This is a genomic window from Gillisia sp. JM1 (genome assembly GCF_000424645.1).
Classification (GTDB): domain Bacteria; phylum Bacteroidota; class Bacteroidia; order Flavobacteriales; family Flavobacteriaceae; genus Gillisia.
The window spans coordinates 2,189,563-2,202,600 of sequence record NZ_KE384218.1; the positions used below are offsets into that span (position 1 = coordinate 2,189,563).

The 13,038-nt window shown below is 34.1% G+C and carries 11 protein-coding genes; 5 read left to right on the plus strand and 6 right to left on the minus strand.

Annotated features, from left to right (window positions below; all coding sequences use genetic code 11):
• Positions 1-130 precede the first annotated feature (130 nt).
• Entirely contained in the window at positions 131-1,171 is a 1,041-nt protein-coding gene (locus H033_RS0113260) for a PLP-dependent cysteine synthase family protein (RefSeq protein ID WP_026838742.1), read from the minus strand.
• A 101-nt stretch (positions 1,172-1,272) separates the two neighbouring features.
• Positions 1,273-3,411: a S9 family peptidase gene (locus tag H033_RS0113265; RefSeq protein ID WP_026838743.1), complete on the minus strand. Its 2,139-nt coding sequence runs from the start codon at positions 3,409-3,411 to the stop codon at positions 1,273-1,275.
• 65 nt (positions 3,412-3,476) lie between these two features.
• On the opposite strand from H033_RS0113265, the gene H033_RS0113270 reads away from it, so the two are divergent.
• Positions 3,477-3,800 carry a YbaB/EbfC family nucleoid-associated protein gene (locus tag H033_RS0113270; RefSeq protein WP_026838744.1) on the plus strand — a complete coding sequence of 108 codons (324 nt, stop codon included), beginning with the start codon at positions 3,477-3,479 and terminating at the stop codon, positions 3,798-3,800.
• A 220-nt stretch (positions 3,801-4,020) separates the two neighbouring features.
• Here the strand turns inward: H033_RS0113270 and H033_RS0113275 are convergent, their stop codons facing one another.
• From H033_RS0113275 to H033_RS0113285, 3 genes are all read right to left on the minus strand, one after another.
• Entirely contained in the window at positions 4,021-4,536 is a 516-nt protein-coding gene (locus H033_RS0113275; RefSeq protein WP_026838745.1) for a redoxin domain-containing protein, read from the minus strand.
• A 95-nt stretch (positions 4,537-4,631) separates the two neighbouring features.
• A complete protein-coding gene (locus H033_RS0113280; protein ID WP_026838746.1) occupies positions 4,632-5,660 on the minus strand; it encodes a threonine aldolase family protein in 1,029 nt (342 codons plus the stop codon).
• Positions 5,661-5,698: 38 nt separating this feature from the next.
• Positions 5,699-8,098, minus strand: a complete 2,400-nt coding sequence (locus H033_RS0113285; protein WP_026838747.1) for a zinc-dependent metalloprotease — start codon at positions 8,096-8,098, stop codon at positions 5,699-5,701.
• A gap of 97 nt (positions 8,099-8,195) precedes the next feature.
• On the opposite strand from H033_RS0113285, the gene prfB reads away from it, so the two are divergent.
• From prfB to H033_RS0113305, 4 genes are all read left to right on the plus strand, one after another.
• Positions 8,196-9,294 (plus strand): peptide chain release factor 2 gene (gene prfB / locus H033_RS0113290; RefSeq protein ID WP_155827818.1). Its coding sequence is split into 2 segments (ribosomal slippage): positions 8,196-8,258 and positions 8,260-9,294, totalling 1,098 coding nucleotides; the frame shifts between segments, so codons are not numbered across the junction.
• Positions 9,295-9,351: 57 nt separating this feature from the next.
• Positions 9,352-9,696: an arsenate reductase (glutaredoxin) gene (arsC, locus tag H033_RS0113295; protein WP_026838749.1), complete on the plus strand. Its 345-nt coding sequence runs from the start codon at positions 9,352-9,354 to the stop codon at positions 9,694-9,696.
• A 34-nt stretch (positions 9,697-9,730) separates the two neighbouring features.
• The gene (locus H033_RS0113300; protein WP_026838750.1) at positions 9,731-10,108 is read left to right on the plus strand and encodes a hypothetical protein; all 378 of its coding nucleotides are present in this window, start codon (positions 9,731-9,733) and stop codon (positions 10,106-10,108) included.
• Between the two features lie 83 nt (positions 10,109-10,191).
• Positions 10,192-12,690 carry an outer membrane beta-barrel family protein gene (locus tag H033_RS0113305; protein WP_026838751.1) on the plus strand — a complete coding sequence of 833 codons (2,499 nt, stop codon included), beginning with the start codon at positions 10,192-10,194 and terminating at the stop codon, positions 12,688-12,690.
• A 104-nt stretch (positions 12,691-12,794) separates the two neighbouring features.
• On the opposite strand, the gene H033_RS21845 is transcribed toward H033_RS0113305, so the two are convergent.
• Positions 12,795-12,971: a hypothetical protein gene (locus tag H033_RS21845; RefSeq protein WP_026838752.1), complete on the minus strand. Its 177-nt coding sequence runs from the start codon at positions 12,969-12,971 to the stop codon at positions 12,795-12,797.
• Positions 12,972-13,038: the final 67 nt, after the last annotated feature.

The following is a 13,038-nucleotide window of genomic DNA, read 5'->3' on the forward strand; positions in this document are numbered from 1 at the left end:
AGTTGCAAAAGTACTGAAATACAACTCAATTTTACAATAATAATATTTAACTACTAGCTCCCACTATTAAACCTAAAAGCATCCTATAAAAAGATGCTTTTAGGTTTAATATATTATAAAAGGTGCATCCTTATTTTATAAATTCAATTGGCTGCGATTCTGCTTCTCTTTTAGAATCAAAAAAGCCTTGTGCCTCCATCCAGTCATCACTATAAATTTTACTCATATATCTAGACCCGTGATCTGGAAAAATAACAACTACTTTACTGTTCTCGTCAAATTCTCCTTGCTCCTGCAATTGTTTTATTCCTTGCATTGCTGCTCCACTGGTATATCCAAGAAACAATCCTTCGGTTCTAGCAAGCTCTCTAGCAGTATGCGCACTATCTTCATCTGTTACCTTGACAAACTCGTCTATAATATCGAAATCTGTAGCAGATGGAATTAAATTTTTACCCAAACCTTCAATCCTGTAAGGATATATTTCATCTTTATCAAAAACTCTGGTTTCATGAAATTTCTTCAATACAGATCCAAATGCATCTATTCCAATAACACGAATATTAGGGTTTTGTTCTTTTAGAAATTTTGCTGTTCCAGAAATTGTTCCTCCTGTTCCACTGCAAGCAATTAAATGAGTTAGCTGCCCCTCTGTCTGATTCCAGATCTCAGGCCCTGTAGTTTTATAATGTGCTTCAATATTAAGTTCATTAAAATATTGGTTGATATACACCGAACCTTCGTTTTCCTGATGTAATCTTTTAGCAACCTCATAATAAGAGCGTGAATCATCTGCAGGTACATGTGCTGGACATACATACACTTTGGCTCCCATTGTTTTGAGCATTTCTATTTTATCATTAGAAGATTTAGAACTTACTGCAAGAATACACTTATAGCCCTTAATAATACTAACCATTGCAATACTAAATCCAGTATTTCCAGATGTAGTTTCAATAATAGTATCACCAGGTTTTAATATTCCCTTTCTTTCTGCTTCTTCAATAATAAATAAAGCGATTCTATCCTTAGAAGAGTGTCCAGGATTAAAGGATTCAATTTTCGCGAAAAAATCTCCACTAAATTTTTTGGTAATAGAATTCAATCGAACTAAAGGAGTATCTCCTATTAATTGCAATATGTTATCGTATACCTTTTTTTTTTCTACCATAAAATGAAATTCTTTAACCAATTTAGGGATTAAAAATTTATTCTTAAATGTTAAAACAATCTTAATTCAAAAACCGCCCAAATTTAAGGCAAATTTTTCAATTACTCGGTAATTCCTTCCAAGTCTAATAAAAAGGCATATTCTTCTGCTACTTCTTTTAATGCTTCAAATCTACCAGATGCACCTCCATGTCCTGCATCCATATTTATATGAAATAACAATTTATTAGTATCAGTTTTTAATTCTCTTAATTTAGCAACCCATTTCGCTGGCTCCCAATATTGAACCTGAGAATCATGCAAACCAGTTGTAATTAGCATATTAGGATAAGACTGTTTATTAACATTATCATATGGCGAGTAAGTTAGCATATACTTATAATACGTTTCCTCATTTGGATTTCCCCATTCATCATACTCCCCAGTAGTTAAAGGTATTGAATCATCTAGCATGGTAGTTACCACGTCTACAAATGGTACTGCAGCGATGATTCCGTTATAAAGTTCTGGAGCTATATTCACAACTGCTCCCATCAATAAACCACCGGCAGAACCGCCCATTGCGTACAAATGTTCTTCTGAAGTATATTTTTGGTCTATTAAATATTTTGAAACATCTATAAAATCTGTAAAAGTATTCATCTTTTGAAGCAACTTGCCATCTTCATACCAAGCTCTTCCAAGATACTCTCCCCCTCGAATATGAGCAATAGCATAAACAAAGCCTCTGTCCAATAAACTCAGCCTCACACTAGAAAAATATGGGTCTATTGTAGAACCATAAGATCCATAAGCATATTGTAATAAAGGGTTAGAACCATCCATTTTTAGATCTTTCCTGTAAACAAGAGAAATAGGAATTTTTGTTCCATCTTCTGCAGTGGCCCAAACACGTTGTGATTTATAATTTTCTTTATTGAATTTTCCTCCTATTACTTCTTGTTCTTTAAGTACAACTTTCTCTTTAGTAGCCATGTTGAAATCTATGACAGAGGTGGGATTGTTTAAGGAATTGTAAGTATATCTTAGTATATCTGTGTCGAAATCGGGATTTATACTGGTATAAGCAGTATATGTTTCATTATTGAAGGGTAGATAGTAACTTTCATCTGAGTGCCATTTGGTGATCTTAATTTTATTTAAGCCATCATTTCTCTCACTTATCACGAGATAGTGCTCAAAAATATCTATATCTTCTAATAAATAATCCTCCCTGTGCGGGATTACCTCAACCCAATTTTCTTGTCCGGTTTTATCTTCCGGAGTCTTCATTAATTTAAAATTAGTTGCACCATCTTTATTAGTTAAAATATAAAAGGAATCTTCAAAATGCATGATACCATACTCTAAGTTTCTTTCTCTAGGTTGCACTATTCTAAATTCACCGTGAGGATTGTCTGCTTCTAATATTCTATATTCACTAGTTAATGTGCTATGACATCCAATTATTAAATATTTTTTAGATTTAGATTTGTATATATAAGTGTTATACGTTTCATCTAGTTCTTCAAACACCAACTGATCTTCGTTGGATTTTGTACCTAGTACATGCTTATAAATCTGATTGGAACGTAAAGTTTTATTGTCTTTTTTGGTATAAAAAAGGGTTTTATTATCGTTAGCCCAAGTAGAACCTCCGGTAGTTGTTTTTATTTTTTCTTTAAGTATCTCTCCTGTTTGAAGATTTTTAACCTGAATAGTATAATTTCTTCTACTTACCGTATCTACTCCAAAAGCTATCAATTTGTTGTCTGAACTCACATTTAATCCACCCAGACTGTAATATTCATGACCTTCAGCCATCTCATTCACATCGAATAAAATTTCCTCAGGTGCATCTAAACTTTCTTTTTTTCTGGAATATATTGGGTAATCTTTCCCTTTTTTAAATCGGGTCAAATACCAATATCCATTCAACTTATAGGGAACAGATGAGTCATCTTCTTTGATCCTAGCTTTCATTTCATCAAAAAGATCCGCCTGAAACTGCTTGGTATGTGCAGTCATTTGCTCATTATATTCGTTTTCCTGCTCGAGATAACTAATAACTTCTGGATTCTCTCTATCGTTCATCCAGTAGTAATCGTCGTTTCTTATAGTATTATGAGCTTTTAATTCTTTGGCAATCTTTTTAGCCTTTGGAGGATAAATTTCAGTTTTCAATACAGGGTGATTTTGTGCTATTATATTAGAATTCACAAAGGTAAGGCTTCCTAATAAAAAAAGTATGAGTCTTTTCATTTTTAGTATTATATCGTCTTGTAAATTAATAAATTTGTATTTAATAATTTATAAAACAAAAAATTATGTTTGGAGATATGATGGGGATGATGAATAAAATCAAAGAAACCCAAGAGAAAGTTGAAGCTACAAAAGAGCGCCTTAAAACTGTATTGATAGATGAGCAATCTAGCGATGGTCTCTTAAAAGTAACTATTACTGCAAATAGAGAAATTAGAAATATTTCTATTGCAGATGAGCTATTAGAAGATAAAGAACAATTAGAAGATTACCTGGTATTAACTTTGAACAAAGCAATTAAAAAAGCTTCAGATATCAATGAAGCTGAGCTTGCTGCTGTTGCTAAAGACGGAATGCCAGATATTCCTGGTTTAGATATGCTTAAATAATTAAAGGCTTCAGAAGAAACCTTCACAATCAATAAGCTCGGGGAAAGCCTATGAGTTAATTCTCGACGCTTCGGGAGGAAAATTCTATTAAATATTTCGAGGATTGCAGATAGCCATCGGGACGGGAAATTAAACCCTCAATGAGGGATTAAATCAAATTGAGCCAAACGAAATCATGTTGTATCTCATTTGGCTCAATTTATGTTTTTTAGTAATAATACTAAACTTCTCCTCTAGCTGGATAATCTTCATTCAAAATAAATGAAATAGATTTTAAGAGGTCATCGAATTTTGGTCTTGCAAACGGCATACTTTGTATTGAAGCCGCATAAAGTGTTCTATCTGGTTTAATTAAAAATAAAGCTGGTTCAAAAAACACTTCTGGCTCTTTATCGCTGATACCTTCAGAAACAAAAAGATCCCATTTTCTTGCATTTTCAATAGAAAAATCAAAACCAATAGTTAATTTTTCAATATCCCATTTCGTTGTAGTTTCTTCTGCCAGTGACCCCTTATTGGAACTTATACATATCACGTTTACACCTTTATCTCTAAACTCATCTATTTTAGAATTCAATTCTTCTAAATAAGATTTACAGACCGGACAATGTAAGCCTCTATAAAAAACAACCAAGGTAAAATTCTTAGGTTGCTGATCACGAAGATTCCATGTCATTCCATTTACCGTATCTACTATAAGTTCTGGAACTTCTTGCCTTGGTATTAAATTCTTCATATTTCTCGCTAATTTTATTTGAACTGAAAAATATAGAAATTAAAAGGTTTAAACCTACTCGATTTTTATAATCTTCTGTTAAGCTTTTCCCTACTCTAAAATTGAATCTCCTTCAGCACTTGTAGAAATCTCTGATGTTGTTCTTCCGAATAATCTAAATGGGTAACAATTCTAAGCTTTCCGTGGCCCATATTGCTAATTCTAATATTTTCCCTCTGAAGCTGCTTCATGAAACTCTCCTCATTAGCAGCATCCTTTAAGTAAAAGATCGCAATATTAGTTTCTACAGTTTCCACCTTTAGAATATAAGGTAAAACAGCTAAAGTATTTCCTATTTCTTTTGCCCGCTTATTATCATCGGCTAATCTTTCCACATGGTTATCCAGTGCGTAGATACCGGATGCTGCCATAAATCCAACTTGTCTCATCCCACCACCTAACACTTTTCTAACTCTAATGGCATTTTTCATGAGATCTGAATTTCCAATTAACACAGATCCCATTGGAGTTCCAAGTCCTTTAGAAAGACATACAGAGATCGTGTCGAATAACTTCCCGTATTCTTTAGGAGATTCTCCCTTTGCAACCAATGCATTAAATAGTCTTGCCCCATCTAGATGTAAACCTAGGCCATGTGTATTACAAACCTTGCGAATCTTTTTGATCTCTTCCAGATCGTAACATGCGCCCCCACCTTTATTAGTGGTATTTTCCAAACAAACCAAACTCGTTAACGGACTATGGTAAAAATCTGGCGGATTGATATTCTCTTCTACTTGTGCAGCAGTGATCATTCCACGATCTCCGTCTACCAATTTACAGGAAACGCCACTATTAAAAGAAACTCCTCCTCCTTCATAATTATAAACGTGAGCCCATTTATCACATATTAATTGCTCGGCTGGTTGTGTATGTAATTTAATTGCTGCCTGATTGGCCATACTTCCTGTTGGAAAAAACAAAGCTTCATCTTTCCCAAACATAGTGGCTAACTTCTTTTCTAACTCATTTACAGATGGATCTTCTTTATAAACATCGTCTCCAACTTTTGCACTCATAATAGCCTGCAACATTTCTTTTGTTGGACGAGTAACTGTATCGCTACGTAGATCTATTTCCTTCATATATTATTTTCTTAATAAATTATTAGTCTTGTAATTTTCTAATTATAACTTCCAATTGGTGACCCATCAGGAATTTCTGGTGCCTGAATCATTGGCTTAAATAATTCTGGGTCTTTTTTAAACTGTTCAATTTCCCTTAAAAGTTGCGATCTAAACACCTCGTTGTTTGAATTTGATTCTAACCAAGATTGTAAAGAGTTAATAACAGAATTAGTAACGGCCTTCACTTGCGGAATAGACCCCTTATTCACAGCCAAATTAAACAGATACTGTAAAACATTGTAATTTATCGTGTTTTGAACTTGCTGCAAATATGAGTCTTTAAAAGTCTTTTTAAGGGTGCTATTAATTAATTCTTCTAATACTTCATCTAAACCCAATTGAGAATTATCCAAGGTTTTTTGCTGAATTAATCTGGCGGCTCTTTCTGGATGAAGCAAATATTGCAAACTAAGCACACTTGCGGTTCCTACAGCTCCAAAGGCATCAAAAGCAACACCAGTATTACTTTTGAAAGATTCCCTACTCCTTCCAAAGCCATAAGCCCTTGGTGGAAATAGTTCCAGCTTATCTTTCGGAATAGCTAAAACTTCAGCATCTAATGTTTTTAAATATACAGAAAGTGCCTCTCTTTGATCTTCAGCAGATACTGTTTTTACTGGTTTTTGTGTATCCCCTTTTACAGCATACGAATAATCCAGACCTCCAATAACTTTCGAAATCGCTTCGGTTTGATACCTATGCAGAAAATATAAGGGCACAAACACATCTTCTAAAGTTGAATACGATTCTCCAGTTCTTATATTATCTACAGAAAAATTGGAAATGGCTTTCTTTCTTATTTCTAACAAGTCTTTTAAACCTTCAGTAGGAGAACTTCCATTATCCCATAAATGGCCGAAAGCATTAGCTCCTCCAGAAGCTCTTGCATCACTATCTGTTATAAAACGAAGTTTTTGATCGTCAGCTTCAGCTAAGACTCCATTTAAAAAATCACTTTCATTTACTTCAGAAGGAAGATCTGCATAAGAATATTTTACCGTGATCTTATCCCATGCTCCAACACCAATACTATAGGCATCATCAACCACGATCTCATCATTTTCAAGTTTAAATTGAGGATGCGGGTAATCCATAACCGAAGAATTTTCATTGGTACTCGCTGCAAAATTATGAGCAAACCCCAAGGTATGTCCAACTTCATGAGCAGACAACTGACGAATTCTGGCAATTGCCATTTCCATCATTTTATTATGATTTTCATCATTTTCAGCAAAAGGTTTATTCAACAATGCTTGGGCGATCAGAAAATCCTGACGAATCCTCAAACTCCCTAAACTTACATGTCCTTTAATGATCTCTCCAGTTCTTGGGTCTATAACACTAGCCCCATAGCTCCATCCTCTGGTAGATCTATGTACCCATTGTATTACATTATATCTCACATCTAACGGATCTGCTCCTTCTGGCAACATCTTGACCTGAAAAGCATTTTTGTAACCTATTGCTTCATAAGCTTCATTCCACCATCTGGCACCATCTAAAAGTGCAGATTTTACTGGCTCTGGAGTTCCGGGATCCAGATAATATATAATGGGCTCCACCGCTTCACTAATTTCTTTGCTAGGATCTTTCTTTGCTAAACGATGCCTTGTAATATATCGCTTTTCTATAGGCTGAAAAACAGGTGTAGAATAGTCTAAATATGAAATATAGATTGCTCCGCTTCTGGGATCGAATGGACGTTTTTTATATTTATCATCAGGTAACTTTACAAAGGAATGATGTTGGGTTACAGTTATAGAATTATTATTAGGTAGCACTTCTTTAAGGGTCTGGCTTGTTGCTTCTCCATCAAAAGTTAATAATGCTTCAAATTCCACATTTTCTGGAAAAGCCTTGGTTCGGTTTAGAGATAATGCACTCTTAGATTTATTTAAACTAAAACTCCCATGGTTCCCACTTCTTAAACTATTAGTAACACCATGCGCATCCTCCATTAAGAAAGAAGTAAGATCTATAAAGTAACTATCACCTTTTATCTCCTTAATTTCGAATCCATATAACACAGAGGTTGCGAAAGCTTCCTTTACACTCTTTTTCTCTAAAGCATTTTCTGTGATCGCTCTATATTTTAGATTTGGCTGTATTAAAAGCAATTTATTTCCTGCCTTAATAAATTTAACAACAGCTTCATTACCTAACTGCCCTCTATCCAATCCTACATCATTAGATCCAATTCCTGTGGTTAAAGAATGGACATATAAAAATTCAGTATCCAGATCCTTTACCTCTAAAAAGATCTTATCCTCTTTCTCAGAATATTCAAAGTTGAAAAAACCTTTATGTTTCTGAAGATTTTCTTTATCTGATGATGTTTGACTGTAAAAAGAGCTTGTAATACTGAGGAACAGGAAAATAGCTAAAAATGGCTTCATAGAGTGATTTTAAAAGTTGTCTAAAACTATAAAATTATTGTAAAATAGTTTCAAGAACCTATGTTTAATTCTATTTTTACTGAAATTAATAACAGATATGATCACTTCAGAACATATAAAAGATCTTAAAGATCGCCTGGTAGCGTTAAGGAGGTATCTTTGACGTTGATGCCAAACAGATAGAAATCTCCAATTTAGAGGAGAAGACATATGCCCCGGATTTTTGGGACAATCCTAAAAAAGCAGAAACCCTAATGCGTGATCTTAACGCTGAAAAAAAATGGGTAGACGATTATTTAGCTGGTGAAACGCTTGTTGAAGATCTCGAGGTTATCTACGAGTTCTATAAGGAGAAAGAAGCCAGTGCAGAGGATGTAGAAAACCGACATGAAAAAGCGCTGGGATTAATTGAAGATCTCGAGTTTAAAAATATGCTTTCTGAGGAAGGTGATAACTTAAGCGCAGTGCTACAAATTACTGCGGGTGCAGGAGGAACAGAAAGTTGCGATTGGGCAGAAATGCTCATGAGAATGTACCTTCGTTGGGCTGAATCTAAAGGTTTTAAGCTTAAGGAGCTGAATTATCAAAGTGGTGAATCTGCCGGGATTAAAACAGTAACAATAGAAATTGAAGGTGAATATGCTTTTGGTTGGTTAAAAGGTGAGAATGGCGTGCATAGATTGGTAAGAATCTCCCCATTTGATAGTAATGCGAAAAGACACACTTCTTTTGCTTCGGTATATGTGTATCCTCTTGTAGATGATAGTATAGAAATAGATGTAAATCCTTCGGAGATCTCTTGGGAAACAATGCGCTCTTCTGGTGCTGGTGGACAAAACGTAAATAAGGTGGAAACTGCAGTTAGGTTGCGCCACGCTCCTACCGGGATCGTTATAGAAAATTCTGAAACTCGTTCTCAATTAGAGAACAAAACAAAAGCGATGCAACTTTTAAAGAGTCAGCTGTACGAGATCGAGCTTCAAAAGCAACAGGCGCAACGTAGGGAAATAGAAGACTCCAAAATGAAAATAGAATGGGGATCACAAATAAGAAATTATGTGATGCATCCCTATAAATTAGTGAAAGATGTTCGCACGGCAGAAGAGACAGGAAATGTAGATGCAGTCATGGATGGTGCGATAGACCCATTTTTAAAGGCCTATCTTATGATGATGGGACAACGGCATGAAGATTGATATTCTGTTCCCTATTATTGAAAAATTAATTTTAATTGCGTATTTTAAGCTCAACGTATGATCACAGTTTATCATAACCCCCGATGCAGTAAATCTAGAGAAGGATTAGCATTAGTTCAAAGTTCAGGAAAAGATTTCTATGTAAGGGAATATTTAAAAACTCCATTATCTGAAGAAGAGTTGGAGAAATTAATTGCAAAACTTGGTATGTCTCCCCTTGAATTGGTAAGAGCTAACGAAGAAATTTGGAAAAAAGAATTTAAACATAAAGAATTAAGTAGTGAGGATATTATGCTGGCATTAATCAAATATCCTAAATTAATTGAAAGGCCTATTGTTGAAGATAAAGAAAAAGCAGTTGTAGGAAGGCCTTCCTCAAAAATAAGTGAACTATTATCCTAATTGGGATTTTATATAATTATTTAAAATGCTGAACATGAAATTAAAAAATAGAATACAACTATTAGGGGTTTCTACTATTTTGGTCGGAGGCTTTGTTTTTGCACAAATGTATTTCCACGATAAAAATTCTAAGGAGATTAGGGAGATCGCATCTGAAATTGCTTCCGAATGGAAGGAAAAATTAGGTCTTACTCCAGAACAAACAAAAAAGTTAGAGGCTACTATTATTGAATATACAATCCATAAAAATGGGATTATAAATTCAAATAGGTCTCAAAAATTCATAATTAGAGATCTTAAAAACATACAGCAAAGAGAATATAAAAAATTAAGGAAATTCTTAACCAGTGCACAATTCACTGCTTATGTAGGAGTTAACAAAAAAATTCCTAATGAATTAATGGATGCATAAATGCGTTATAAAGTTTAAGGCTTATTTAACAATTGTCTTTTAAACCTTCTCTTTCTTATTAGGTCTAACAAGAAAAGATTGTTATGACCTTCAAAAGAATGATACTTTTCAGCTTTTTGCTGATTTTTTTTATTTCCGGCCCTTACTCGGGCTATTCTCAATCCAAACAATATACAATTTCAGGGAAAGTGTTGGATGATGCTTTAAATGTTCCTTTAGAATATGCTACAATTGCAATTACCAGTCCCAGTGATCCCGAATTCTTAGATGGTGGGGTTACAGATATAAACGGAGAATTTTCAATAAAAGTTCCACCTGGAGTTTATAACATCACAATTGAGTTTATATCCTATACTCCAAAAAGTTTTAAAAATAAAACTGTAGAATCCGATCTAGATCTTGGAAATATCAAATTAGGGATAAGTTCTTCTAGTTTAGATGAAGTGGTTATTCGTGCAGAAACCACTCAGGTAGAGGTTAGATTAGATAAAAAAATCTATAACATAGGGAAAGATCTTACTACCAAAGGAGGGACTGTAAGCGATGCATTGAGCAATGTACCATCGGTAGCGGTAGATGTGGAAGGATCAATTAGTCTTCGAGGAAATGAAAACGTTCGTGTTTTGATTAATGGAAAACCATCGGCCCTAGCTGGTTTTGGCTCTACAGATGTATTAGGACAACTTCCAGCAGAGGCTATAGACCGTGTGGAAGTTATTACTTCTCCATCGGCAAGATATGATGCTGAAGGAACTGCGGGGATAATAAACATCATCCTAAGAAAGGACAAAACTTTAGGTTTTAATGGCTCTATTTCTACTAATATTGGCTACCCGGAAAGCTATGGAATTACTGCCAATGTTAATTTAAGAACAGATAAATACAATCTTTTTAATACTACCGGATATAATTATAGATCTGGCCCAGGAGGAGGAAATTTTGATACTCGTTATTTCCAAGGAGATTTCGGTAGAGTTTTAGAAAATAGAGATTATGATCGTTCCAACAAAGGTTTCAACACCAATCTGGGAATGGAATATTATTTAAACGATAAATCTTCTATTACAGGGAGTGCCTTTTTTAGATACGGCGATGGAGAAGATATCACCACCAACCTCACACAGAAATTTCAGAATAACGCTTTAGCTCAAGAAACACTAAGACGTGAAGTAGAATTGGAAGAAGATAAAAGTTTTCAGTTTTCATTGAATTATGTAAATAGGTTCAATGAGGAAGGGCATAAGTTAACTATGGATTTTCAATACGAACGTGGTGAAGAAGAGGAGCCTGCTTTTATTACAGAAAATGTTAGAATAAATAATACTGCTGAGGAAAACCCTTTTTTAGCTTCAGAAGAGGTTTTCACTAAGGAGAAGCAAAATGAATATTTAATTCAAGCAGATTACGTATTACCAATTGGTGAAGATTCACAATTTGAAGCAGGTTTCCGTGGGAATTTTGAAAATGAAGAAACAGATTACAATTTAAATATTGAAGATGAAGCTACTGGTAGATTAGTTAGAAATGATACGGTTTCAAATATTTTTGATTATACAGAAAATGTCAATGCCCTTTATACCCAATACGGAACCAAATTTGGTGACTTTTCATTTTTACTAGGATTAAGATTAGAAAACACACAACTAAAAGGAACCATAGATACCGAGTTTTCTGAAGAAGATCTGGTAAATACATTTGGTTTTGAAATAGATACCGATTTTGATAATAACTACTTAGGGCTTTTTCCTACAGTAAATTTAATATACGAACTTGCTGAAACCGAAAATGTTACGCTTGGTTATAACAGAAGGATAAACAGACCTAGAGGTTGGTTTATTAATCCTTTCCCATCACGTGCCAGTAGAACCAATGTTTTTCAAGGAAATCCTAATCTAAATCCATCCTATGCAAGCGCTTTTGATCTTGGATATCTAAAACGATGGGACAAAATAACTCTAACTTCTTCTGTATACTATCAATACGAAACAGATGCCTTTGAAAGAGTACAACAAGGAACAGGAGAATTCTTTGAAGGAATAGAAATTATTAGAACTATTCCAATTAACCTTGCCACCAATGAGCGTATTGGAGCAGAAGCCGGAGTATTATACAATCCTGCAAAATGGCTAAGACTTAATGGAAGTGTGAATTTCTTTCAATTTAAAACTGAAGGAGATTTTAATGGAATAGATTATGGTGCGAAAAACAACAGCTGGTTTGGAAGATTTAGCTCTAAAGTTAGTTTGCCTGCAAATATAGACTTTCAAACAAATGCTTTTTATAGAGGCGCTCAAGAAAACGCTCAAACACAATCTGATGGTATCTTTTCTTTAGACTTGGCGTTAAGTAAAGAAATATTCAAGGAACGTGCTACTTTATCTTTTAACGTAAGAGATTTGTTGAATTCGAGAAAGAGAAATTCTTTAACTACTACAGATCGTTTTATACAGGAAAGCGAATTTCAATGGAGAGAAAGACAATTTACACTTACATTGATCTATAGGTTCAATCAAAAGAAAAGAGATCAGAATAGAAACAGACAAAATGGTGGAGAAGATGATGGAGGAGACTTCGAAGGATAATCTCTAAAACATATTAAAAAAAAAGGTTGCCAAAATTGGCAACCTTTTTTGTGGTATATATTTATAGTATAACTATCTCTGTAAAAATGAAAAGAATAAAAATCTTACGACTTTAATTCTTTTTCCTTTTTTCTTTTGTTTCTCATTTCCTTAAGCATTTCCATAACAGATCCGCCTATCCAATAAGGAACAATTGCTACTAAAAAAATCATTAGCCAAAATCCCATGGTTAAAATAGTTAAAAATGCTATAAAGCCTAAGTATTGATCAAATTCGAACATATTTTCTAAAGATTTTTAAATCTAAGCAAAGATAGTAAGTCTTATTGCAGTCTTCCAAATAAAAATT

Coding starts and splice junctions, on each gene's coding strand:
- H033_RS0113260 (WP_026838742.1), bottom strand. CDS start 1,171: ATGGTAGAAAAAAAAAAGGTATACGATAACATATTGCAATTAATAGGA.
- H033_RS0113265 (WP_026838743.1), bottom strand. CDS start 3,411: ATGAAAAGACTCATACTTTTTTTATTAGGAAGCCTTACCTTTGTGAAT.
- H033_RS0113270 (WP_026838744.1), top strand. CDS start 3,477: ATGTTTGGAGATATGATGGGGATGATGAATAAAATCAAAGAAACCCAA.
- H033_RS0113275 (WP_026838745.1), bottom strand. CDS start 4,536: ATGAAGAATTTAATACCAAGGCAAGAAGTTCCAGAACTTATAGTAGAT.
- H033_RS0113280 (WP_026838746.1), bottom strand. CDS start 5,660: ATGAAGGAAATAGATCTACGTAGCGATACAGTTACTCGTCCAACAAAA.
- H033_RS0113285 (WP_026838747.1), bottom strand. CDS start 8,098: ATGAAGCCATTTTTAGCTATTTTCCTGTTCCTCAGTATTACAAGCTCT.
- arsC (WP_026838749.1), top strand. CDS start 9,352: ATGATCACAGTTTATCATAACCCCCGATGCAGTAAATCTAGAGAAGGA.
- H033_RS0113300 (WP_026838750.1), top strand. CDS start 9,731: ATGAAATTAAAAAATAGAATACAACTATTAGGGGTTTCTACTATTTTG.
- H033_RS0113305 (WP_026838751.1), top strand. CDS start 10,192: ATGACCTTCAAAAGAATGATACTTTTCAGCTTTTTGCTGATTTTTTTT.
- H033_RS21845 (WP_026838752.1), bottom strand. CDS start 12,971: ATGTTCGAATTTGATCAATACTTAGGCTTTATAGCATTTTTAACTATT.